The organism is Sphingobium sp. AP50, from assembly GCF_900109095.1.
In the GTDB taxonomy this organism is placed as follows: domain Bacteria; phylum Pseudomonadota; class Alphaproteobacteria; order Sphingomonadales; family Sphingomonadaceae; genus Sphingobium.
This window is the reverse complement of record NZ_FNYZ01000020.1, coordinates 1-21,614: the sequence shown is the minus strand read 5'-3', so window position 1 is coordinate 21,614 and position 21,614 is coordinate 1. Positions and strand designations below refer to the sequence as shown.

Genomic DNA, 21,614 nt, shown 5'->3' with positions numbered 1-21,614 from the left:
ATGTAACGAGAGATTGGCGGGGAGGGGGGCTTTGAATGGGGAGCGGACTGTCAGATAAATCCTCCCCAAGCTTGCTTGGGGAGGGGGACCGCCGAAGGCGGTGGAGGGGTGAAGCGCGGACGTCGCGCCATTTCCCCTCCGTCAGCGCTTTGCGCTACCATCTGCCCAAGGCAAGCTTGGGGAGGAACTAGGGAGGTCCGCTTCTGGTCTTCACCAGCCTTCCCCCTCCCCGCCAGCCCTCATCACCTACTCATGCCGCAACGCATCAATCGGGTTGAGCGCCGCCGCCCTGCGGGCCGGGAAATAACCGAACACCACGCCGATCGCGGCCGAGAAGAGGAAGGCGATGGCGTTGACCTTCACGTCGAACAGGAAAGGGACCTGCATCAGCGGGGCGATGGCGACGGAGGCGATCAGCGCCAGAAATAGCCCGATGAGGCCGCCCAGACAGGATAGCACGATCGCCTCGACAAGGAATTGCATCAGCACCTCGCGCGCGACCGCGCCGATGGCGAGGCGGATGCCGATTTCGCGCGTCCGCTCCGTCACCGACACCAGCATGATGTTCATGATGCCGATCCCGCCGACCAGCAGCGATATCGCCGCCACCGCGCCGACGATCTGGGTCAGGATGGTGGTCGTGCCGGTCAGCGTGTCGCTGATCTGCTTGGTGTCGAAGACGTTGAAATTGTCCTGATCGCCCGCCTTGATCTTGCGCCGCTCGCGCATCAGTTCCTCAAGGCTGGTCTGCACCGTGCTGGTGTCATAGGCGTCGTCCACCGCCACCATGATCTGGCTGATGTCCCGATCGCCGGTGAAGCGGCGCTGCACGAACTTGATCGGCATCACGACGACATCGTCCTGATCGCCAAAGCCGCCCTGACCGCGCGTGGCCAGCACGCCCACGACCTGACAGGACACGCCCTTGATCCGCATCCGCTGGCCGACCGGCTCTGTCCCCTGGAACAGGTTGCTGCGCACCGTATTGCCGATGATGCAGACGGATTTGCCCGCTTCCTCTTCATCGGGCAGGAACAGGCGACCGTCCGCGACCTTCCACTGCTGCACCTCCGAATAAGCGGACGTGGTGCCATAGACGGTGGTCGACCAGTTATTGCCTTCATAGATGGCGGTGCCGCTCGACTGGACCACGGGCGCCACGGCGCGCACGCCGGTCAACTGGTTTTCGATGGCGGTGAGGTCGCGTTCCTTGAAGTCTGGCGGGCGGGGGCCGCCGCCGCCCCGGCCAAAGCCCTGACCCGGCCGCAATTGCAGCACATTGGCGCCCAGCGAACTGATTTGTTCGCGCACGGCCGCAGTCGCGCCATTGCCCAGCGTCACCATGGTCACGACCGCGGCCACGCCGATGATGATGCCCAGCGTGGTGAGGAAGCTGCGCAGCTTGTGCCGGTTGATCGCGCGAAAGGCGAGGATGACGGTGGTGCCTAGCATCTTATCTTCCTCGCCCCATGGGGGAGAGGATAGCGAAGCTTGCCAGCTTGCTGGCTAGCTTCGCGTGGAGAGGGGGGAGCGACCGTGCGCCGTGGCTCCCCCTCTTCCAACTGCGCCTAACCTCGCTGCGCTCGGCAAGGCTTCGTATCCTTCTCCCCCGAGGGGAGAAGGTCTGACAGATCATCCTCATGCCGCCACCCCCGCTTCGATGCTTTCGACCAGCCCGTCGCGGAAATGGACGATGGTGCGTGCGAAGGCGGCCATATCCGGCTCATGCGTCACCATCAGCACGGTGATGCCGCTATTCTTGTTGAGGTCGGTCAGCAATTCCATGATCTCGATCGAGCGCTGCGAATCGAGGTTGCCGGTCGGCTCGTCCGCGACCAGCACGTCGGGTTGGGTCACGATGGCGCGGGCGATGGCGACGCGCTGCTGCTGCCCGCCGGAGAGTTCTGCGGGGGTATGGTCCCACCAGTCCTTCAGCCCCACCTTGTCGAGCGCTGCCATCCCCATCTCGTAGCGCAGCTTCTTGTCCTCGCCGCGATAGAGCAGGGGCAGTTCGACATTCTCCAGCGCGGTCGTGCGCGACAGCAGGTTGAAGCCCTGAAACACAAAGCCCAGATAGCGGCGCCGCAACAGCGCCCGCTGGTCGCGGTCCAGCGTTTCAACATGATGGCCCTTGAACAGATAGGTACCGCCCGAAGGCACGTCGAGGCAGCCCAATATGTTCATCGTGGTGGACTTGCCCGATCCGGACGGCCCCATGACGGCGACGAAATCGCCCTGCTGGATATCGAGATCCACGCCCTTGAGCGCCTGAAAGGCTGTCGGGCCTTCGCCATAGACTTTGGTGACGCCCCTTAAGGAGATAATGGGCAGGGAAATGATGGGATCGGCAGCCATAGCGATCAGGTTCCGCTCGGGCGGCCGGTGCCGCGCGTTTCCGTTGGCGCGACCGGGGCGGTTTCGGGTGCCGAGTCGCCGGAATTGCCCAACTTGCCGACGCTGGCGGGCGTGCCGTCGGCGGCCGGATTGCTCTGGCGGCGGTCCGGCGCCTTGGTGTCGCTATTGCTGTCGGCCTTCTGGTCTTCGGCGGGGGCCTGCTGCCCGGCGGCAAGCTGGCCGGTGATGACCCGCGCCCCGGCCTTCAGGTCGCCGCCGGTGATGGCGGTGCGCGATCCGTCGCTGGCGCCAACGGTGACCTGCACCGCCTTGGGATTGCCGTCTTCGCCTACGATATAGACGGTCTGGCTGCTGCCAGCGCCAAACTTGACCTGGCGATTGGCGCCGCCGCGCCGCATCCGGCCGGGGCCGGGTAGGACGCTGGTGATGCCGCCGCCCGATGCGCCGGTGCTGGGCTTGAAGCGCAGCGCGCTGTTGGGCACCAGCAGCACGTCATGCAGCTCCTGCGTCACGATATCCGCCGTCGCGGTCATGCCGGGGCGCAGGGTTTCGTCGCTATTATCGACAGACAACACGGCCGTATAGGCGACCACGGTGCCGGTGCTGCTGGTCGTCGTCGTGCTGGACGAGGAGGAGGAACTGCTGCTCGACGCATTCGATCCGACATTGACCCGCGTGACCTTCGCCGGGAAGGTGCGGCCGGGGAAGGCGTCGACGGCGAAGCTGGCGGTCTGGCCTTCCTTCACCTGACCGACGTCCGCTTCGTCCACCGACACTTCGACTTCCATCTGCGTCAGGTCCTCGGCCAGGGTGAACAGCACCGGGGCGTTGAGCGATGCCGCGACCGTCTGGCCCGGCTCGATATCGCGGGACAGGACCACGCCGTTCACGGGGGAGACGATCTGCGCGATCGACAGGTTGGTCTGGGCGGTGGAAAGCCCGGCCTGCGACACGCGGACCTGCGCCTGCGCCGACCGCAGATTGGCGAGGGCGCTCTGATAGTCGGCGCGGGCCGAATCCATCTCGGTCTTCGCCGGTACGCGGCCGCTCGATAGTTTGAACACAGTCTCCTGCCGGTCCAGCGTCGCTTTCGCCAGGGCAACCTGCGCCTGCGCCTGTGCGACGCTGGCCTGGCTGGAGGCGACCTGCGCCTGATTCTGGTTGACTGTGTCGACCAGTCGGCGGGTGTCGAGTTCGGCCAGCTTCTGCCCCTTGGTCACGCGGTCGTTCACGTCGACATAGACGGCGGTGATCTTGCCCGACTGTTCGGACCCGACATCGACCTGATTGATCGGTTTCAGATTGCCGGTGGCGGACACGCTGACGGTCAGGTCGCCCTTGCGCACCTCGCGCGTCGCGTAATTGGGCTTGTCCTCGCCGGAGAAGCAGCGGGCGACGAGCAGGACGAGGATCAGCAGGACGACGCCCGCGCCACCCCGGATCGCCCATTTGCGCCACGGTTTCTGCGGCTTTTCGCCGAGGAAGTCGCTGAGATCCTTGTCCGGGGTCACATCATTGCTCATTTGGGCGGTTGTCCACGCTCTGCCAGCCGCCGCCCAGCGCATTATAGAGCTGGGCGATGGCCAGAACTTCGTCGGATTGCGCGGAAGCCAGGCTGTTGCGCGCGTTCAATAGGGTGGTTTCGCTGGTCGACAGCGTCTGGAAATCAGTCAGGCCCGCCTGATACTGGCTGCGCGCCATGATTGCGGCGTTGTTCGACGCTTCATAGGCGGTCGCAAACTCCGCCTTGCGCAGGCGCGCGCTGCTGAGCGAGGCCATCGCATTTTCGACATCCTCCAGCGCGCCCAGCACGCTCTGCTTATAGGCGGCGAAGGCGGCGTCGGTCGCGGCCTTTTGCGAGCGGACCTGCGAGCGCAGCCTTCCGCCGTCGAAGATGGTCTGCGCCACATTGCCGAAGACACCGCCGGTGATCAGGCTGAACAGATCGCTGAAGGCGTTGGACGTCGTGCCCAGATTGCCGCTGATGCTGAGCGAGGGATAAAGCTGTGCCTGCGCCACGCCGATCCGTGCGGTGGCGGCGGCCAGTGCCCGTTCGGCGCTGCGCACATCGGGGCGCTGGCGCAGCGTGTCGGCCGGGATGCCGGTCGCGATCTGTGTCGATGCGGTGGGGATGGCGGCGGGCGTTTCCAGCGCGCGGGTCGCTTCGCCCGGCGCCTGTCCCGTCAGTACGGCGATGCGGTTGAGGCTGCCGCGCAGGCTGGCTTCCAACTGCGGGATGGTGGCGTTGGTCTGCGCCAATTGTGCCTTGGCCTGCTGCTCGTCCAGCGAGGAGACGAGGCCGGCTTGCAACCGCCAGTCGGCGATCTTGTAATTATCCTGCTGGATCGCCTGCGTCTCGCGCGCGACCTTCAACTGCTCCTGCGCCAGCCGTGCGCCGACATAGTTGGTGACGAGTTCGGACAGGATTGTCATCCGGACATTGGCAAGGTCATAGCCCGACGCCGCCAGATCGGCACGCGCCGCCTCCGCCGATCGGGACAGTTCGCCAAACAGGTCGATCTGCCAGCTGGCCGATGCGCTCGCCGAATAGCTGCTGGACCAGTTGCTGGCGCCGGTGCTGATCACATTGCCGCTACTATCCACGCGAGTGCCGCCCGCCTGGCTGCGATAATTTTTGCCGCCGCTGCCCGATGCGCTGACCTGCGGCAGGAAGCTGGCATTGGCCTGGCGCAGGCTTTCGCGCGCCTGACGCAGCCGGGCCTGTGCCTGCACGATGTCCAGATTATTGGTGACCGCCTGATCGATCAGGCCGGTCAGCACGGGATCATTGAGGCGCGTCCACCATTGGGCCAGATCGGCCTCATTCAGCGCCGCGCCGTCACCCTGACTATAGGTGCCGGGAACGCCCAGCGCCCCCGTCTGCGGCGCATGATAATCGGGGCCGGCGGCGCAGGCGGACAGCATGAGCGCCGTGCCGCTGATCCAGGATATGCGATATCGCACCTTTTCCTTGCACTCCGTCATCGTTAAAGGGGCCGCCACGCTAATCCCCTGCAAAGGGGTTGGGTCATCCATCACTTGCCTGCCGCAAGCGTATGTACGGCTCAACGACATTTATGTCTCAAAGTGTAACGATTTTATATTTCAGCGCTTTTCGGCAGGCGCTTGGCTTGGGAGTTGACGATGCGGGCATTTCTTTTTCCGGGGCAGGGCAGCCAGTCGGTGGGCATGGGCAAGGCGCTGGCTGACGCCAGCCCAGCGGCGAAGCAATTGTTTCAGGAGGTCGATGACGCCCTGTCGCAGCATTTGTTCCGTATCATGGTGGAGGGGCCGGACAGCGATCTGACCCTGACCGAGAATGCCCAGCCCGCGATCATGGCCAATGCCATCGCCACTTTGCGCGTGATGCAGAAGGAAGGCGGCTTCAGCCTCGCCGACAAGGGCGATTATGTCGCGGGCCATTCGCTGGGCGAATATAGCGCGCTCTGCGCCGTCGAAGCGTTCGACATCGCCACCACGTCGCGCCTGCTCAAGCTGCGCGGTCAGGCGATGCAGGCCGCTGTGCCGGTGGGCGAAGGCGCGATGGCCGCGCTGCTGGGCGCCGATATCGAAAAGGCGCAGGCGCTGGCCGACGCCGCGGCCGAAGGCGAAGTCTGCACCGTCGCCAACGACAATGATCCCTCGCAGGTCGTCATCTCCGGCCATCGCGGCGCGATCGAGCGGGCGGTCGCTTTGGTAAAGGACCATGGCATCAAGCGTGGCGTGCTGCTGCCGGTGTCGGCGCCTTTCCATTGCCCGCTGATGCAGCCGGCGGCTGAAGCGATGGAAGCGGCACTGGCCGCCGCCACGCTCTCCGCGCCGCTGCTGCCGGTCTATGCCAATGTCCTCGCCGCACCGATCGCCGATCCCGAAGAAATCAAGGCGCGTCTGGTCGAACAAGTGACCGGCCGCGTCCGCTGGCGCGAATCCGTTGCCGCCATGTGGGACGCGGGCGTCACCGAATTTGTGGAAGTCGGCGGCAAGGTGCTAGGCCCCATGGTCAAGCGCATCGCCCCCGACGCGACCGTGCGCAGCATCGTGACGATGGACGATATCGAGGCGGCACTGGCCGCGTTCTGATTTTTTGTTCGCGCGGAGGCGCGAAGACGCGGAGGGCTATTGGTCGAAATCGATCGCATCAGCGGCGACGTTCTGAACCTGGCTCTGCGCGTTCATCGCGATCTGGGGCCGGGTCTGCTGGAAAGCGTCTATGAAATGATCCTGGCGGCCAAATTGGCCGCCATGGGTTATGATGTCGAACGGCAACGACCAGTTGATATAGAATATGAGGGTTTGCGTTTCGACGCTGCTTTTCGCATCGATCTGCTCGTCGGAGGCGCACTTGTAGTCGAAATCAAATCGACGGAGCGACTCAATCCGGCGCATGCCAAACAATTGCTCACCTATCTTCGTCTGACCAACCAGCCCGTAGGGCTTCTCATCAACTTCGGCGGCGCCACGCTTAAGGAAGGGGTGAAGCGCATAGTTAACGACTATGTCCCCTCCGCGTCTTCGCGCCTCCGCGTGAACCAAATAGAACAAGGAGACTGACATGTTCGACCTTACAGGCATGACCGCGCTGGTGACTGGCGCTTCGGGTGGCATCGGTTCGTCCATTGCCAAGGCATTGGCGGCGCGGGGCGCGACGCTCGCGCTGTCGGGCAGCAATGAGGAAAAGCTCAAAGCCTTCGCCGCCGAACTGGGCGGTGACCACAAGACGCTGGTGTGCAACCTGTCCGACCCGGCCTCGGTCGACGCGCTGGTGCCGCAGGCGGTGGAAGCGCTCGGCGGCAAGGTCGACATTCTCGTCAACAATGCCGGCATCACCCGCGACAATCTGATCCTGCGCATGAAGGATGAGGAATGGTCGCAGGTCATTTCCGTCAATCTGGAGGCCGCCTTCCGCCTCGTCCGCGCCGCCGCCAAGCCGATGATGAAGGCGCGCTTCGGCCGCATCATCTCGATCACCTCGGTCGTGGGCGTCACCGGCAACCCCGGTCAGGCAAACTATTGCGCGTCGAAGGCGGGCATCATCGGCATGTCCAAGTCGCTGGGTCAGGAACTGGCCAGCCGTGGCATCACCGTCAACTGCGTCGCTCCCGGCTTCATCCGTTCGGCCATGACCGACGCGCTGAACGACACGCAGAAGGGCGCGATCCTGACCAAGATTCCCGCAGGCGATCTGGGCAGCGGTGACGATATCGGCGCGGCCGTCGTCTATCTGGCGAGCAGGGAAGCGGGCTATGTCACCGGCCAGACGCTGCACGTCAATGGCGGCATGGCGATGATCTGATCGATCAGGCAGCCGGTGCCCATAGGGCGTCGGCTGCCTTTGCGGGGCGCAGCCGGACCGTCATGTGGATGGTCTTGTGCGCCACCGCCAGACTGATGGCGGCGATCAGTGCGCCCGCGATCACGTCGCTGAAATAATGCCCGCCGTCGACCGGCGTCGCGATCAGCGTGAGCAGGGCGATTGTCATGCCGGCATAGCGGACCGGCGCGATGCTGGCCCGCGAAAAGCCCCAGCAGAAGATCACCGCCAGCGCGCCATGATAGCTGGGGAAGGTAATGATCCCTTCCATCCGGTCCAGCGTCAGCAGGCGCAACGTCCCATCGCGCAACCCCGTCAGATCGGCCATGTGCAGGAAGGCGGCGGCCGGATGCAGATTGGGGAAATCCGCCGCATGGAGCGCATAATAGCTATAGGTTCCGGCGGAGGGCAGCAGCCCCGACAGCAGGATGATCGTCAGCCCCGCGATCATCGCCGCCTGCATCACGATGCGTAGTGCCGCGAGGCGACCGCACAGCCCCAATATCAGGATCAGCGCGATCATCTGCGGGATCAGCGTGCGATAGGCGAGGTTGATCGTCAGCGCGAACAGCGGATGCGCATTCACCCAATGCATCCAGGCCAGCCAGTCCAGTCCCACGGCATGGTCCCATAGCGTCAACTGCCGGTCCCATAGCGGGCCGCCCCGTGCCGCGATCATATAGGACAGGGAAGCGCCCGCCGCGCTGAACAGCATCATCACCTGCAACCCCGTCACCATCGCGCTGATCTTCGGGTCCGGGCGATAGCGGGTATAGAAGCGGCCGATTCCCCCCAGAATCAGGGCGAAGCCGCAGGGCTTGATCAGGCTGTGAATGGACCAGCCAAAGGGATCGAACAGCTGCAGCGGCAGCATCAACACCAATGTCAGGCCCAGCAGCAACCAGCCGCCATCATCCTGCCCGTCCGGGTGCCGGTTCCTGATCGCTTGCGCCTGCTCCATGGCCACGCCTCTATAGGCTCTGCGCTAAAACATGGTTAATCGGGCCTTCGCCAGACATGCTGTGTCGTGCTGCCGCCAGCCGCCGGACGATCAGCGCCATAAAGCCCAGCGTCGCGATCAGGTTGAACGGGATGGCGCTCCATTCGGTTAAGGCCCGGCCCACGCCCGGAACGATCCAGGCATAGGCCAGCCAGCATCGCTCGCCCGGCAACCAGCCACGTTTCAGCGCATCGGCCACGAAGAAGGCGCTGGCCATGCCCAGCAGAACATAATCATAGTCCAGCACATAGGGCGTGCAGAGCAGGGCGGCCGCCAGTGCGGCCGCGCCCCGCAACTCCATCGGACCGCGGCGCGCTGCCCATATTGCCACGGCCATGGCGATAATGGTGACGATTCCCTGCACACCATAAGCCAGCGGTATCGACCCGCCCCATTGGCGGATGGCGGCAAAGGGGCTTTGAATCTTGAACCAGCCGGGTCCGCCTGCCTCGATGATGACATGCTGCGTCGCAGGCAGGGAATCAAGAAAGGCCTGCCAGACCGGCCAGCCCCAGATCGCCAGCGTCAGCAGGCAGAGCGCGCTTACCGTGGCACTTGCCGCCACGAAGGCGCGCCAATTGCCCCGCGCCAGAATCAGCAGCGGGATCAGCACGGCAAATTGCGGTTTATAGACCAGTGCGCCGAGCAATATCCCCGCGACCCATGGTCGCCGGTCGATCAGCAACATGCCCGCGCCCAGCAGGCTGGCGGTCAGAAAGCCATTCTGGCCATGGCCCAGGCACACCAGCGTCACCGGCGCGCCCAGCGCCACCAATATCGCATCATGATTGCCCGGCAGGATGCGCCGGACGAGGCGCAGCGCCAGAACCAGCGTCAGCCCCTGCCAGATCAGCAGCGCGGCGACATAAGGAAGTTGCGCCAGCAATGTCGCGATGATCAGGAACGGTGGGGGGTAGGGCCAGGGATAGAAGGGAATGGCCGGGTCGTGATGCACCTGTTTCTGCACCGCATGCTGGGCGGGCCAGCTCCACGCCTCCGCCGCGCGGCCATGATCGGCCATCCATCCCGCCGTCCAGACGTTGGAAAAGTCGGTGCCCAGGGGTCGGCCGAGCGAATCCACCGTGCCATGGGCGCCCCAGAACAGGCTGAATATCCCGATAATCGTCGCCGCCAGCACCAGCGCGGCCGCCAGTTGGACCCGCGCACGGGTGACCAGAGAGTCGAGCAAGGGGAAGGCGGTCATGCCGCGTCTGTCGCACAAATCCGCTGAAATTTTGGTAAATGGGGCGTTATGACCGGCGGATGGCCGGTTTTTGTTGCCGGACCGTTGCACAGGTGAATGAAGGGGCTTGGCGGCCTTCCCTCTTGCCTCTATCGGGGCTTGGCACTAGGGCAATGCCTTAACGGTTATTCAGAACCACCAACGATACCTGTCAAGAAGGACCTCTCATGAGTGAGACCGCGGATCGCGTAAAGAAAATCGTCGTCGAGCATCTGGGCGTGGAAGCCGAGAAGGTGACCGAAGACGCCAGCTTCATCGACGATCTGGGCGCAGACAGCCTGGACATCGTTGAACTGGTGATGGCGTTCGAAGAAGAATTCGGCGTCGAAATCCCTGACGATGCGGCCGAGAAGATCGCCACCGTCAAGGACGCCATCGATTATATCGATAGCAAGCAGTAAGGCGCTTTCCGGCCTGATCCCACCGGGGAAGGGCCGCGCTTACGCATAAGAAATGGCTCCTCCTGTCCGGTGATCCCGGAGTGCGGGGAGCCTTTTCGTATCTGGCGCGTGGTTTGAAAACGCGCTTTCAATGGCTACATGGGCGGCGCAAAGCCCATCGGTAATTCGGAGCAAGCATATGCGTCGTGTCGTCGTAACCGGCCTTGGCATGGTGAGCCCGCTGGGCGGGAATGTCGAAACCAGCTGGAAGAATATCATCGCCTCCAAATCGGGCGCGGCCACGATCGCCCGCTTCGACGCCAGCGAATATAAATGCCGCATCGCCTGCGAAGTGAAGCCCAAGGACCATGAATATGGTTATGATGCTTCGCTCGACGTCGATCACAAGATTCAGCGTCAGGTCGATCCCTTCATCGTCTACGGCATTTCTGCCGCCAGCGAAGCGCTGCGCGACGCGGGCCTGGACAATATGTCGGAAGAAGAACGGCTGCGCGCCGGCTGCTCGATCGGTTCGGGCATCGGTGGTCTGCCCGGCATCGAAAGCGAATCGCTGGTGCTGGCCAATAAAGGCCCCAGCCGCGTGTCGCCGCACTTCGTCCACGGCCGCCTGATCAACCTGATCTCGGGTCAGGTGTCGATCAAATATGGCCTTATGGGTCCGAACCATGCGGTCGTCACCGCCTGTTCGACCGGCGCCCATTCGATCGGCGACGCTGCGCGCATGATCGCGATGGACGATGCCGACGTGATGCTGGCGGGTGGCGCGGAAAGCGCGATCTGCCCGATCGGTATCGCCGGCTTCGCGCAGGCGCGGGCGCTCAGCACCAATTTCAACGACACGCCGGAAAAGGCGAGCCGCCCCTATGACGTCAACCGCGACGGCTTCGTCATGGGCGAAGGCGCGGGCGTGGTCGTGCTGGAAGAATATGAGCATGCCAAGAAGCGTGGCGCGAAAATCTACGCCGAAGTGATCGGTTATGGCCTGTCGGGCGACGCCTATCATGTCACCGCCCCGCATCCGGAAGGTTCGGGCGGCTTCCGCTCGATGCAGATGGCGCTCAAGAAGTCGGGGCTTTCGCTGGAAGACATCGACTATGTGAACGCGCATGGCACCTCGACCCCGCTGGGCGACGAACTGGAACTGGGGGCGGTGAAGCGTCTGTTCGGCGACAATTTGTCGACCATGTCGATGTCGTCGACCAAGTCGGCGATCGGCCATCTGCTCGGCGGCGCGGGCGCGGTGGAGAGCATCTTCTGCATCCTTGCCATGCGCGATCAGATCGTACCGCCGACGCTGAACCTCGATGAACCCAGCGAAAGCTGCAAGGGCGTGGATCTGGTCCCGCACGTCGCCAAGGAACGCAAGGTGCGTGCGGTGCTGAACAACTCGTTCGGCTTTGGTGGCACCAACGCCTCGCTCATCATGAAGGCGATCTGACATTGAACCGTCATTGCGAGCGGAGCGAAGCAATCCATCGTCACCCACATGGATTGCTTCGCTTCGCTCGCAATGACGAGATTGGTTGACGGCTATGGCAAGACGATCGGGAAATCCCATGCGCCGCCTTGGCTGCATCATATTGCTGATCGGCCTGATCGTCGCGGCCTTCATTGCCTTCCGCTTCGTCCATGGCTGGAGCGAAAAGGGGCCGGCTACCAAGGATGTCAGCATCACCGTGCCGGAGGGATCGACCCTGTCCGACGCGGCGGTCCTGCTGAAACAGGCGGGCGCCGTGCGCTCGGCCGACGCTTTCCTGACCCGCGCCAAGGTGTTCGACGGCGGCAAATCGATCAAGGCGGGCGAATTCATCATCCCCGCTGGCGCCAGCAACAGCGATATCCTGTCCATCCTTCAGGGCGGCAAGACGCTCACCCGCCTCATCACCATCCCTGAAGGCATGCCGTCCATCCTCGTCTATGAGCGGTTGATGGCGAACGACCAGCTGACCGGCGACATCAAGGTGCCCGAAGAAGGCAGCGTGCTGCCCGACAGCTATGCCTTCGACAAGGGCGATGCGCGCGCCGTGGTGCTCAAGCGTATGCAGGACGCCATGGACAAGGCGCTGGCAAAGCTGTGGGCGGAACGCGACCCCGGCACCATCGCCAAGTCGCCGCGCGAAGCGATCATCCTGGCCAGCATCGTGGAAAAGGAAACCGGCGTCCCGGCGGAACGGCCGATGGTCGCGGGCGTCTACTCCAACCGCCTGCGCACCAACATGATGCTTCAGGCCGACCCGACGATCATCTACCCGATCACCAAGGGCAAGCCGCTGGGCCGCCGCATCCGCAAATCGGAAATCGCGGCGGTCAATGATTACAACACCTATGCCATGACCGGCCTGCCCAGAGGCCCGATCGCCAATCCGGGCCGCCTGTCCATTCTCGCGGTGCTGCACCCGGCCCAGACCAAGGCGCTCTATTTCGTCGCCGATGGCAAGGGCGGCCATATCTTCGCCGACACCTATCAGCAGCATAATGAAAATGTGCGCAAATGGTTCGAAATCCGCCGGTCGCGCGGGGAACTCTGAAGAATTCGTCATTGCGAGCGCAGCGAAGCAATCCATGGCCCGCCAGTGGATTGCTTCGCTGTGCTCGCAATGACGATATTTATCGAATGACCCTCTTCGCCACCTGCGCCGTGGCATAGCGCCATTGCAGGATCGCGATCACGAAGATCAGGATCGGGAAAGCCATGGCCACCACCACGCCCTTGATCGCGATGATGTCGGTGGCGATGAAGACATAGCCGAACTGCACCACCACGGCGATCAGCGACAGCAGGAACAGCGGCACGGCGACCCGCCGGCGCAGCAGCAATGTGATCGCGCCGCCCGTCCCGGCCAGCACCGCGACGGCATAGTCCAGCCATAGCCAGGCCGGCATCGCAGCGAAAATCTTCGCCCCGCCCGGATCACTCTTTTCCAGTGCGTTGAGGTCCATCAGATATTGCATGACGAAGGATGCGACGCCCATCAGGTTCCACAGCAGGAACGCGATGGCGATAAGGATGAAGGATCGTGGTGCCGACATGGTGACTCCCTCCCGGATAGGCGGCCTGCCGTTGCGGGACCGTCATGATCGCATCCTACGCCTTGTCGCGTCCGGGGGAAAGCCGGGGGTGGCATGCTGACGCCCCATGGCGGGACAGGCGGGGCGGGCGCCCCGATCATCGTCACGGCGCTGCTGGGCCGCGCGGATTTCGCCTGGGCCGATGGCCTGCGCCGGGCTCATTTCCCGCCGGAGCGCAATCTGATCCCCGCGCATCTGACCCTGTTCCACCATCTGCCACCCTCGGCGCTGGCGGAGGTGGCGGCCCGCCTCAAGCGTCTGTGCGCCGGGCCGTCCCCGGCCGCGCGCCTGACGGAGGTGATGCTGCTGGGGCGGGGCGTCGCCTTCCGCGTCGAGAGCCCGGACTTGATGGCGATGCGGGATGAACTGGCGGATGCCTTTGCGGGCCTGCTGACCCCGCAGGATCAGGCCCGGCCCCGACTGCATATCACGGTCCAGAACAAGGTGTCGCCGCAGGAGGCAAAAGCGCTGGTGGCGCAACTCCGCGCCGATTTCCGCTCCCGCCCGCTGACGATCGCAGGCCTTGCCGCCTGGCACTATCGCGGCGGGCCGTGGGAACCAGCGATGCAGGCGATGTTTCGGGGATAGGCTCACACTATTCCCCTCCCGTAAACGGGAGGGGCAGCGAGACTTAATGAGCGAAGCGAATTTAGTCGCAGCGGGGTGGGCAATTGCAACGTTGCGCTTGCCCACCCCCTAACCCCCTCCCGTAAACGGGAGGGGGAACAATTTTGCGCCGATTACGCCAGCCCCACTTCCTTCAGCGGTACGCTCGCATCGGCCAGTTGCGCCACATCCAGCGCCGCGCCGGCCAGCACATGCGCGCGGCCCTGCACATAATCCTTGACCATGTTGACGCAATCGAGCGCGATCACCTTGCCGCCCTTCAGATACACGACCGAGAAGCTGCGATTGGCGGTATCGCCGCGCAGCACCGCCTGATCGAAGCCGGTCGACAGGCCCACCGTCTGGAGCTTGAGATCATATTGGTTCGACCAGAACCAGGGCACGGCGTCATAGGCTTCTTCCTTGCCCAGGATATGCGCCACGGCGACCTTCGCCTGATCATTGGCATTCTGCACCGATTCCAGCCGCATCTGCGCGCCGCCGGCAAAGCGGTTGGCGTGCGATGCGCAATCGCCCACGGCATAGATGTCGGGCAGGCTGGTGCGGCAAAATTCATCCACGTCCACGCCATTGCCGCCCGCCGCGCCGGCTGCGATCAGCGCGCCAGTCTCCGGGATGATGCCGATGCCCACGATCACCATGTCGGTCTCGATCCGCTCGCCATCAGCCATCAGCACGGCGGTGGCCTTGCCATCCGTCACCTCGATGCAATCCATCCGCGCCCCGGTGCGCAGGTCGACGCCATGGGCGCGATGTTCGGCTTCATAGAAGCGCGACAAATCCTCGCCCGCCACGCGCGCCAGCACCCGGTCCAGCGCCTCCAGCAGCACCACCGTCTTGCCGAATTTGGACAGCACGGCCGCCGCCTCCAGCCCGATATAGCCGCCGCCGATGATGGTCACATGATTGATGTTGTCGATCTTCGCCATCATCGCGTCGACATCGTCGCGGCGGCGCACGGCATGCACGTTGACCGCGTCCGCGCCATTGCAGGTCAGCATGCGCGGGCTGCCGCCGGTGCACCAGATCAGCTTGTCATAGCCAATCTCTTCCTCACCCACGGTCACGAACTTGCCCACGGGATCGACGCTCTTCACACGCTTGCCCAGAAGCATGTCGATCTTGCGCTCGTCCCAGAAAGCGGCCGGGCGGATCAGGATACGGTCGAAGCTCTTGTCGCCCGCGAAATATTCCTTCGACAGCGGCGGGCGTTCATAGGGCGGATATTGCTCGTCCCCGATCATCGCCACCGTGCCCTCAAAGCCCAGCTGCCGCAGCGAAATCGCCGCCTGCGCGCCGGCATGGCCGGCCCCCACGATCAGAACGTCATAATAGCTCATCCGCGCACTATCCTCTTATGCCCTGTTTGGCAGGCTGATTGGCCCGCTTTTGGCCCCGACGCAAGGGTGATCTGCCTCTGCGGAGGCTTGCGCTGGATCGCAGTCGGCGCGCTGGCGCTGCTGAAGATATTGTCGGGTTGATATAGGCAATAATTCTAATTCTGCACGGCTATGGCAGAATCCTGATTGTACAAATCCATTGCGATTTCATCAGGAACAATCCGCTTCAGCACTGGAAGATCGAACAGCCAGTCACACTTGCCCGCCAGGAGCAGGCGATGTGCAACCAGTGAGGTTGCTATGATAGGCGGCACCAGCATGACCGGCACGATCATCCCGAACCAGAAATTGCCGAGAAGCGCCTGGGGCGCAAGCAACGCAATCGCGGCCGCAATAACCGGGAGAATGAGAAAGTGGATCAGATAAATCGGCAATGTGCGGTGCGCGAGCCAGGTTGATGACGGCACCAGCCGCGGCATGCGGGTTGCAACCATCTGGCTGAACTGTATGCCAAAGGCCGTGGCGATGATATCGACCGGCAGGAAGTAAGTGTCATTGGCAACGCTCATGATTGCCCCGACAGCAAATGCCAGCCCGAGAAGAGCCGTTCGCTTCGCCGTCGCTCTATGTGCGAATGCAAGTATTTGGCTTTTCAGGCGCACGCCGGCCATGAAGAATATCGCGCATCGCAAGATCTTGTGCTGCTGACCCGGCAAGGCGTCCTGGCAGATTGTGCCGACGATCGAAAGCAGGACGCAGCCGGCAAGGACAGCCATCACCGGCAGCTTCAAGGTCATCTTTGAGAGGACATAATAGATCGCCAGCGCGGCCAGATACCAGGATAGCGCTACCAGCATGCTCACCTCAGCTAGTACCCGCGCGAATATGGTGTCGAACGCCTGTGTGGAAACAACTGGCGTCGCAATTGCCGTAATCAAACCCCAAATGACATACAGGTATAGCGGCTTGTACAGCCGTTTGCGACGGGTCGTCGCCTTGGGACGCAAGATGGACTCTGACGCCAGCAGGCCGGACACCAGAAAGAACAGGGGCATTCGAACGGGGCGCAAGAACTCGTTCAATATGTACCACAGCGCTTCGTATGACTCCGTATGGGTCCAGGGAATCTCGGCAAAATGCGGTTGCCAGTGCATGATCACGACCAGGATGATGCATCCGGCCTTCGCCACATTGGGCCAGTCAAGTTGTCGATTTGCGTGAGAAATTTCCATGTCATTATGCCCCAGTAATGATGTGGGGCGTAACCAGTGGTGGTTCCCTAACGGTTAATCTGGCCAGCGGGAAGTCACACAAATAGTGTTAGTGTCTGTTTAGCCTGACCAATCAGGCGCCCGACCACAGTGTCTCTGCGCATGTAAAGATACGGAGATGCGCTGCGGCTGCCCCATGTGAATGACCAGCTTGGCAAGCTGAGGCTGCGCTATAAGTTAGCGATTTTATAAAATGGTAGCGGAGGAGGGACTTGAACCCCCGACACGCGGATTATGATTCCGCTGCTCTAACCAGCTGAGCTACTCCGCCCCAAAGGGCCTCGCCGGGGCAGAGCCCTGCGGTGAGGCGGGCCTATACGCATGGGCAGGGGGGCGGTCAACCGGGGTAAGGGTAAAAATTTGGATCATGGCGACGAGGCCGTGATGCCACCCGCGCGAACGATCCGGCGGGCGCTTTCCGCCATCATCCCTAACTTGCCGAGAACCTTTTTCTCGACTGCGATTTTTATCTTGCAATCGGTGCGGCGCGGCGCACTAATATTGCAATGCACAACCGGGCCTGCTGGCCGAGGGAGGATTGTCCACTTGCCCTTCCATGAAATGTTTGAGCCCGACGGTTCGATACGCCCCTGTTACGACGAAGTGCAGAAATGGGTGGAGCGAACCGGCATTGCCGGGCTCAATCGCCGCATGGACGAGGCTGAGGCGATCTTTCGTCGCATCGGCATCACCTTCGCCGTCTACGGCGAGGGCGGCGATCCGGAACGGCTGATCCCGTTCGACCTGCTGCCGCGTATCTTCACCGCGAATGAATGGCGCATCCTGGACAAGGGCATTCGCCAGCGGGCGCGGGCGCTCAACGCCTTCCTCCACGACGTCTATCATCGCGGCGAGATCGTGAAGGCCGGCATCATGCCCGCCGACATCATCTACAAGAACAGCGCCTATCTCGCCGAAATGGCCGACTTCACCCCGCCGGGGAAGGTTTACAGCCATATCGTCGGCATCGATATTGTCCGCACCGGGCCGGGCAGTTTCGAGGTGCTGGAGGATAATTGCCGCACCCCGTCGGGCGTGTCCTACATGCTCGAAAATCGCGAGATCATGACGCGCATGTTCCCTGAACTGTTCGCGCAGGGCGTGGTCGCACCGGTCGATGATTATCCCGCCGAATTGCTCAAGAGCCTGAAGGAAGTCGCGCCCCCGGCCTGCAAGGGCGATCCGGTCGTGGTGGTGCTTACCCCCGGTTCGCTCAATAGCGCCTATTATGAACATAGCTTCCTCGCCGACCTGATGGGCGTGGAACTGGTCGAGCCGGCCGACCTGTTCGTCGACAATGACCGGGTGTGGATGAAGACCACGCTGGGGCCGAAGGCTGTCGACGTCATCTATCGCCGCATCGACGACGAATATATCGATCCGCTGGTCTTCCGCCCCGACAGCCTGCTGGGCGTGCCGGGCATCTTCAACGTCTATCGCAATGGTGGCGTGACGCTCGCCTCGGCGCCGGGCGCGGGGATCGCGGACGACAAGGCGGTCTATATCTATGTGCCGGAGATGATCCGCTTCTATCTGGGCGAGAAGCCGATCCTGGACAATATCCAGACCTGGCAGTGCGGCAAGCCCGACGAACTCAAATATGTGCTGGAAAACCTGCACGAACTGGTCGCCAAGGAAGTGCATGGCTCGGGCGGCTACGGCATGCTGATCGGCCCCAAGTCCACCAAGGACGAAGTCGCCGCCTATGCCGAACGGATCAAGGCCAATCCGGGCGAATTCATCGCCCAGCCCACGCTGGACCTGTCTACCGTGCCGACCCTCGGCCCGGCGGCGGTGGTCGGCCGCCATGCCGACTTCCGCCCCTATTGCCTCGTCGGCAAGCAGATCCGCCTCGTCCCCGGCGGCCTGACTCGCGTTGCACTGACCGAAGGGTCGCTGGTGGTGAATTCCAGCCAGGGCGGCGGGGTCAAGGATACCTGGGTGTTGCAGGACTGATGCGCGCACCCTCTCACCCCTTTCATCGTCATTCCCGCGCAGGCGGGAACCCATCTCCCGCCATTGCATCAAGCGGAAGGGGGGGGAGATGGATTCCCGTCTCCGCGGGGATGACGGAAATTGAGGCAATCTCATGCTGAGCCGGACCGCCGAAAATCTCTACTGGATGGCGCGCTATATGGAGCGGGCCGAAGCTACTGCGCGCCTGCTCACCATGGGGCAGCGCATGGCGATTCTGCCGGGCGCGCATCATCGCGACGAATGGCGCTCCGTCGTCCGCGCGACCGGGGCGGGGCATCAATTCCCCGAAGGCACGATCGTCACTGAAAGCGACGCCGTCTCCTTCCTGATGCTGGACGCGGACAATCCCAGTTCGATCCGCTCCTGCCTGCTGAAAGCCCGCGCCAATGCCAAGTCGGCGCGCACCATGCTGACGCAGGACATGTGGGAATCGCTGAACGAGGGCTGGCGCAAGCTTGACAGCTATGATGTCAGCGAAGCGCGCCAGCAACTCCCGACGCTGATCGACTGGGTCAAGACTCGCGTCATGACCTTCCGCGGTGCCGCCCATTCGGGTCAGCTCCGCAACGAAGGGCATGATTTCCTGCGCACCGGCTCCGCGTTGGAACGGGCGCAGATGACGCTGCGCCTGCTCGACGTGAAATATTATGTCCTGCTGCCGGAAACCGAAGTGATCGGCGGCAATCGCGACCATTATCAATGGACGTCGGTCCTCTATGCCCTGTCGGGCGCGCGCGCCTATCACCATGTCTATGGCGGGACCTACACGCCCTGGCAGATCACCGACTTCCTGATGCTCAACCGGCTGTTCCCGCGCAGCGTCGCCTATTGCTATGACCAGCTCGCCTATCGGCTCAACCGCCTGGCGGGCTGGCATAATGCGAAGGGGCCATGCAACGACACGGTGCAGGAAATGGTCGCGGGCCTGGAACAGCAGGACAGCGGCGAAATCTTCCGTCGCGGCCTGCATGAAACGGTGCAGAACGGCCTGATGATGACCAACCGGCTGGGCGCCGAAATCGCTCAGACCTATCATTTCGGCTGAGGAGGGAAGGGGAGGCCGCCGTGAAACTGCTCGTCCGTCACCAGACCATCTACCGCTATGCCGCGACCGCCGGGCGGGTCGCGATGCGGCTGAAGCTGATGCCGGTGGATACGCCGGCGCAGCGCGTGCTGGAATGGCAGGTAAGCATCAATGACGAGCCGCTGACCGCCTTCCACCCCAACAGCTATGGCGAAAAGGAAGCGATCTGGATTCGCCATGATCGGCTCGACAACGCAACCATCGTCGCCGAAGGGCTGGTCGACACGCGCGAAAGCCATGGTGTCGTCGGCCATCTGCACAGCCATGTCGATCCACGCTATTTCCTGCGCGACACGCGTCTGACCCGATCGTCGCCCGGCATCGCGGCGATGGCGCGCGATCTGCCGGCAGGCGACGGTCCGCTCGCCACCCTCCACGCCCTGTCGGCCGCCGTCAGCGACGCGGTCCATTATCGCGCCGGCGTCACCACGTCGGAAACGAGCGCGGCCGATGCCTTCGCCCTGGGCGCGGGCGTGTGTCAGGACCATGCGCAGGTCTTCATCGCCGCTGCCCGGTCCATCGGCGTGCCTGCGCGTTATGTGTCGGGCTATCTGCTGGCGGGCGACGGCGATGCGCTGCACGAAACCCATGGCTGGGCCGAAGCCTGGCTGCCCTCGCTCGGCTGGATCGGTTTCGACCCGTCCAACCGGGTCTGCGTCACCGAACGCTATCTGCGTCTGGCCAGCGGTCTGGATGCCGATGATGCTGCGCCGATCCGTGGCTCCGTCACGGTCGCGGGCGACATATGGATTGACGCCGACGTCCGTATCGCGCAGGCGGAAGATGGAGTCGAGGAACGGCAGTTGCAGAAGCAGCAACAACAAAGCACCCCGCCGCCCGACTCGACGGGTTAACGCAAGCGATCGCAAGCCGGATGGCACGTCCGGCGCTTCGCCGATCGCGACAACAAATACAGGAGGCCGGGGGGCCGTGACTTATTGTGTGGCCGTGCGCGTTGACCAGGGACTGGTCATGCTGTCCGACACCCGCACCAATGCGGGCATGGACAATATCGCGCGCTTCCGGAAGAGCTTTACCTATCATGTCCCCGATGAACGGGCGATCACCTTGCTCTGTTCGGGCAATCTGTCGATCACCCAGGGGGTGAAGGCGGTCCTGAGCAAGGCGATCCGCGAATCGGAGCTCAACCCCGATGTCGAAACCATCCTCAATTGCGACACCATGCACCGCGTGGCGCAGATTGTGGGCGATGCGATGCGCTCCATGCAGAGCAAATATCGCGAAAGCATCGAGATGGGCGGCTCCGGCTCCAGCGCGTCGATCATGATCGCGGGCCAGCGCAAGGGCGGCAAGCCACGCCTTTACCTCATCTATTCGGCCGGCAATTTCATCGAAGCGACCGAAGACACGCCCTTCTTCCAGATTGGCGAGCATAAATATGGCAAGCCGATCCTGGACCGCATCATCGCCCGCGAAACCAGTCTGGAGGACGCGACCAAGGCGGTGCTGGTGTCGATGGATTCGACGCTGCGGTCGAACCTGTCCGTCGGCATGCCGCTCGACCTGACGGTAATCCCCACCGACGCCTTCGACTTCCGCGTCCGCACCCGCATAGAGGCGGACAATGAGGAGTTCGCGATGATCTCCCAAAGCTGGAGCGCGGCCCTGCGGAAGGGATTCGAGGATTTGCCTAACGTGCTGGATTGAGGGGGGCGGCCGATTTGCGCCCGTTTCGGTAATTCCGCCAACCGAGAGAATATCCCAGAAGCGGACATTCCTAAACATCTCCGCAGAAATCGCTCGCCTAGCCCCCATTTCATCCTCCAAGGCTCGCAAGCTCTATCGGCCGCAGCACTTTTTGTACTTTAGGCCAGAGCCACGTAACCATCCGGTGAAAGCCGCGAGGTAGCCTTTGATCAGGTGGCAATCGAGCACCTTGCTGGCAGCCATTTCCAGGGCAGCAGCTCGTCGAGTT

21 protein-coding genes and 1 tRNA gene are annotated in these 21,614 nt (G+C 63.1%); 11 read left to right on the top strand and 11 right to left on the bottom strand.

Features of this window, described 5'->3' with window-relative positions:
* Positions 1-246: 246 nt before the first annotated feature.
* The 4 genes from BMY84_RS23380 to BMY84_RS23365 all read right to left on the bottom strand — a co-directional run bounded on the left by BMY84_RS23380 (position 247) and on the right by BMY84_RS23365 (position 5,340).
* Positions 247-1,452 (bottom strand): ABC transporter permease, encoded by a 1,206-nt coding sequence (locus BMY84_RS23380; RefSeq protein ID WP_093087025.1) that lies wholly within the window; start codon positions 1,450-1,452, stop codon positions 247-249.
* Between the two features lie 186 nt (positions 1,453-1,638).
* The gene (locus BMY84_RS23375) at positions 1,639-2,355 is read right to left on the bottom strand and encodes an ABC transporter ATP-binding protein (protein WP_093087024.1); all 717 of its coding nucleotides are present in this window, start codon (positions 2,353-2,355) and stop codon (positions 1,639-1,641) included.
* Between the two features lie 5 nt (positions 2,356-2,360).
* Positions 2,361-3,878 (bottom strand): efflux RND transporter periplasmic adaptor subunit, encoded by a 1,518-nt coding sequence (locus BMY84_RS23370; protein WP_093087022.1) that lies wholly within the window; start codon positions 3,876-3,878, stop codon positions 2,361-2,363.
* A complete protein-coding gene (locus tag BMY84_RS23365; RefSeq protein ID WP_177204163.1) occupies positions 3,868-5,340 on the bottom strand; it encodes an efflux transporter outer membrane subunit in 1,473 nt (490 codons plus the stop codon). The genes BMY84_RS23370 and BMY84_RS23365 overlap by 11 nt, the downstream gene beginning before the upstream one ends.
* A 159-nt stretch (positions 5,341-5,499) precedes the next feature.
* On the opposite strand from BMY84_RS23365, the gene fabD reads away from it, so the two are divergent.
* Genes fabD through fabG form a run of 3 tightly spaced genes read left to right on the top strand, consistent with a single transcriptional unit; the run spans position 5,500 to position 7,648 of the window.
* Positions 5,500-6,435 (top strand): ACP S-malonyltransferase, encoded by a 936-nt coding sequence (gene fabD / locus BMY84_RS23360; RefSeq protein WP_093087020.1) that lies wholly within the window; start codon positions 5,500-5,502, stop codon positions 6,433-6,435.
* A gap of 39 nt (positions 6,436-6,474) precedes the next feature.
* Entirely contained in the window at positions 6,475-6,906 is a 432-nt protein-coding gene (locus BMY84_RS23355; RefSeq protein ID WP_093087019.1) for a GxxExxY protein, read from the top strand.
* 1 nt (position 6,907) lies between these two features.
* Positions 6,908-7,648: a 3-oxoacyl-[acyl-carrier-protein] reductase gene (gene fabG / locus BMY84_RS23350; RefSeq protein WP_093087017.1), complete on the top strand. Its 741-nt coding sequence runs from the start codon at positions 6,908-6,910 to the stop codon at positions 7,646-7,648.
* 4 nt (positions 7,649-7,652) lie between these two features.
* On the opposite strand, the gene BMY84_RS23345 is transcribed toward fabG, so the two are convergent.
* Both BMY84_RS23345 and BMY84_RS23340 read right to left on the bottom strand, forming a co-directional pair.
* Entirely contained in the window at positions 7,653-8,627 is a 975-nt protein-coding gene (locus tag BMY84_RS23345) for a phosphatase PAP2 family protein (RefSeq protein ID WP_093087016.1), read from the bottom strand.
* A 10-nt stretch (positions 8,628-8,637) separates the two neighbouring features.
* Positions 8,638-9,870 carry a glycosyltransferase family 87 protein gene (locus tag BMY84_RS23340; protein WP_093087014.1) on the bottom strand — a complete coding sequence of 411 codons (1,233 nt, stop codon included), beginning with the start codon at positions 9,868-9,870 and terminating at the stop codon, positions 8,638-8,640.
* Positions 9,871-10,076: 206 nt separating this feature from the next.
* On the opposite strand from BMY84_RS23340, the gene BMY84_RS23335 reads away from it, so the two are divergent.
* From BMY84_RS23335 to mltG, 3 genes are all read left to right on the top strand, one after another.
* The gene (locus tag BMY84_RS23335) at positions 10,077-10,310 is read left to right on the top strand and encodes an acyl carrier protein (protein WP_007689016.1); all 234 of its coding nucleotides are present in this window, start codon (positions 10,077-10,079) and stop codon (positions 10,308-10,310) included.
* A 178-nt stretch (positions 10,311-10,488) separates the two neighbouring features.
* Positions 10,489-11,748, top strand: coding sequence for a beta-ketoacyl-ACP synthase II (gene fabF / locus BMY84_RS23330; RefSeq protein WP_093087012.1), 1,260 nt, complete (start codon positions 10,489-10,491; stop codon positions 11,746-11,748).
* 118 nt (positions 11,749-11,866) lie between these two features.
* Positions 11,867-12,838 carry an endolytic transglycosylase MltG gene (gene mltG, locus BMY84_RS23325; protein ID WP_093087011.1) on the top strand — a complete coding sequence of 324 codons (972 nt, stop codon included), beginning with the start codon at positions 11,867-11,869 and terminating at the stop codon, positions 12,836-12,838.
* A gap of 79 nt (positions 12,839-12,917) precedes the next feature.
* On the opposite strand, the gene BMY84_RS23320 is transcribed toward mltG, so the two are convergent.
* Complete coding sequence (locus BMY84_RS23320; protein WP_093087009.1) at positions 12,918-13,340, bottom strand: sugar transporter; 423 nt, start codon at positions 13,338-13,340, stop codon at positions 12,918-12,920.
* A gap of 93 nt (positions 13,341-13,433) precedes the next feature.
* On the opposite strand from BMY84_RS23320, the gene BMY84_RS23315 reads away from it, so the two are divergent.
* Positions 13,434-13,967: a 2'-5' RNA ligase family protein gene (locus BMY84_RS23315; protein ID WP_093087008.1), complete on the top strand. Its 534-nt coding sequence runs from the start codon at positions 13,434-13,436 to the stop codon at positions 13,965-13,967.
* A gap of 152 nt (positions 13,968-14,119) precedes the next feature.
* Here BMY84_RS23315 and BMY84_RS23310 read toward each other — a convergent pair whose 3' ends face one another.
* The 3 genes from BMY84_RS23310 to BMY84_RS23300 all read right to left on the bottom strand — a co-directional run bounded on the left by BMY84_RS23310 (position 14,120) and on the right by BMY84_RS23300 (position 16,888).
* Positions 14,120-15,346: an NAD(P)/FAD-dependent oxidoreductase gene (locus tag BMY84_RS23310; protein WP_093087006.1), complete on the bottom strand. Its 1,227-nt coding sequence runs from the start codon at positions 15,344-15,346 to the stop codon at positions 14,120-14,122.
* A 155-nt stretch (positions 15,347-15,501) separates the two neighbouring features.
* The gene (locus BMY84_RS23305; RefSeq protein ID WP_093087005.1) at positions 15,502-16,578 is read right to left on the bottom strand and encodes an acyltransferase family protein; all 1,077 of its coding nucleotides are present in this window, start codon (positions 16,576-16,578) and stop codon (positions 15,502-15,504) included.
* A 233-nt stretch (positions 16,579-16,811) separates the two neighbouring features.
* A tRNA-Met gene (locus BMY84_RS23300) sits at positions 16,812-16,888 on the bottom strand.
* Positions 16,889-17,163: 275 nt separating this feature from the next.
* On the opposite strand from BMY84_RS23300, the gene BMY84_RS23295 reads away from it, so the two are divergent.
* The 4 genes from BMY84_RS23295 (at position 17,164) to BMY84_RS23280 (ending at position 21,346) form a co-directional block, all read left to right on the top strand.
* On the top strand, positions 17,164-18,573 hold the full coding sequence (locus tag BMY84_RS23295; protein WP_093087003.1) for a circularly permuted type 2 ATP-grasp protein: 1,410 nt from the start codon (positions 17,164-17,166) through the stop codon (positions 18,571-18,573).
* A 133-nt stretch (positions 18,574-18,706) separates the two neighbouring features.
* Complete coding sequence (locus BMY84_RS23290) at positions 18,707-19,639, top strand: alpha-E domain-containing protein (protein ID WP_093087002.1); 933 nt, start codon at positions 18,707-18,709, stop codon at positions 19,637-19,639.
* A 20-nt stretch (positions 19,640-19,659) separates the two neighbouring features.
* Positions 19,660-20,532: a transglutaminase family protein gene (locus tag BMY84_RS23285; protein WP_093087000.1), complete on the top strand. Its 873-nt coding sequence runs from the start codon at positions 19,660-19,662 to the stop codon at positions 20,530-20,532.
* Between the two features lie 76 nt (positions 20,533-20,608).
* Positions 20,609-21,346 (top strand): peptidase, encoded by a 738-nt coding sequence (locus BMY84_RS23280; RefSeq protein WP_093086999.1) that lies wholly within the window; start codon positions 20,609-20,611, stop codon positions 21,344-21,346.
* A 132-nt stretch (positions 21,347-21,478) separates the two neighbouring features.
* On the opposite strand, the gene BMY84_RS30870 is transcribed toward BMY84_RS23280, so the two are convergent.
* Entirely contained in the window at positions 21,479-21,589 is a 111-nt protein-coding gene (locus BMY84_RS30870; protein WP_143075137.1) for an SEC-C metal-binding domain-containing protein, read from the bottom strand.
* Between the last annotated feature and the right edge of the window lie 25 nt (positions 21,590-21,614).

Excerpts from the sequence above, each read along its gene's own strand:
- BMY84_RS23380 (WP_093087025.1), bottom strand. The coding sequence starts at position 1,452 with ATGCTAGGCACCACCGTCATCCTCGCCTTTCGCGCGATCAACCGGCAC.
- BMY84_RS23375 (WP_093087024.1), bottom strand. The coding sequence starts at position 2,355 with ATGGCTGCCGATCCCATCATTTCCCTGCCCATTATCTCCTTAAGGGGC.
- BMY84_RS23370 (WP_093087022.1), bottom strand. The coding sequence starts at position 3,878 with ATGAGCAATGATGTGACCCCGGACAAGGATCTCAGCGACTTCCTCGGC.
- BMY84_RS23365 (WP_177204163.1), bottom strand. The coding sequence starts at position 5,340 with ATGACGGAGTGCAAGGAAAAGGTGCGATATCGCATATCCTGGATCAGC.
- fabD (WP_093087020.1), top strand. The coding sequence starts at position 5,500 with ATGCGGGCATTTCTTTTTCCGGGGCAGGGCAGCCAGTCGGTGGGCATG.
- fabG (WP_093087017.1), top strand. The coding sequence starts at position 6,908 with ATGTTCGACCTTACAGGCATGACCGCGCTGGTGACTGGCGCTTCGGGT.
- BMY84_RS23345 (WP_093087016.1), bottom strand. The coding sequence starts at position 8,627 with ATGGAGCAGGCGCAAGCGATCAGGAACCGGCACCCGGACGGGCAGGAT.
- BMY84_RS23340 (WP_093087014.1), bottom strand. The coding sequence starts at position 9,870 with ATGACCGCCTTCCCCTTGCTCGACTCTCTGGTCACCCGTGCGCGGGTC.
- BMY84_RS23335 (WP_007689016.1), top strand. The coding sequence starts at position 10,077 with ATGAGTGAGACCGCGGATCGCGTAAAGAAAATCGTCGTCGAGCATCTG.
- fabF (WP_093087012.1), top strand. The coding sequence starts at position 10,489 with ATGCGTCGTGTCGTCGTAACCGGCCTTGGCATGGTGAGCCCGCTGGGC.
- mltG (WP_093087011.1), top strand. The coding sequence starts at position 11,867 with ATGCGCCGCCTTGGCTGCATCATATTGCTGATCGGCCTGATCGTCGCG.
- BMY84_RS23320 (WP_093087009.1), bottom strand. The coding sequence starts at position 13,340 with ATGTCGGCACCACGATCCTTCATCCTTATCGCCATCGCGTTCCTGCTG.
- BMY84_RS23315 (WP_093087008.1), top strand. The coding sequence starts at position 13,434 with ATGCTGACGCCCCATGGCGGGACAGGCGGGGCGGGCGCCCCGATCATC.
- BMY84_RS23310 (WP_093087006.1), bottom strand. The coding sequence starts at position 15,346 with ATGAGCTATTATGACGTTCTGATCGTGGGGGCCGGCCATGCCGGCGCG.
- BMY84_RS23305 (WP_093087005.1), bottom strand. The coding sequence starts at position 16,578 with ATGGAAATTTCTCACGCAAATCGACAACTTGACTGGCCCAATGTGGCG.
- BMY84_RS23290 (WP_093087002.1), top strand. The coding sequence starts at position 18,707 with ATGCTGAGCCGGACCGCCGAAAATCTCTACTGGATGGCGCGCTATATG.
- BMY84_RS30870 (WP_143075137.1), bottom strand. The coding sequence starts at position 21,589 with ATGGCTGCCAGCAAGGTGCTCGATTGCCACCTGATCAAAGGCTACCTC.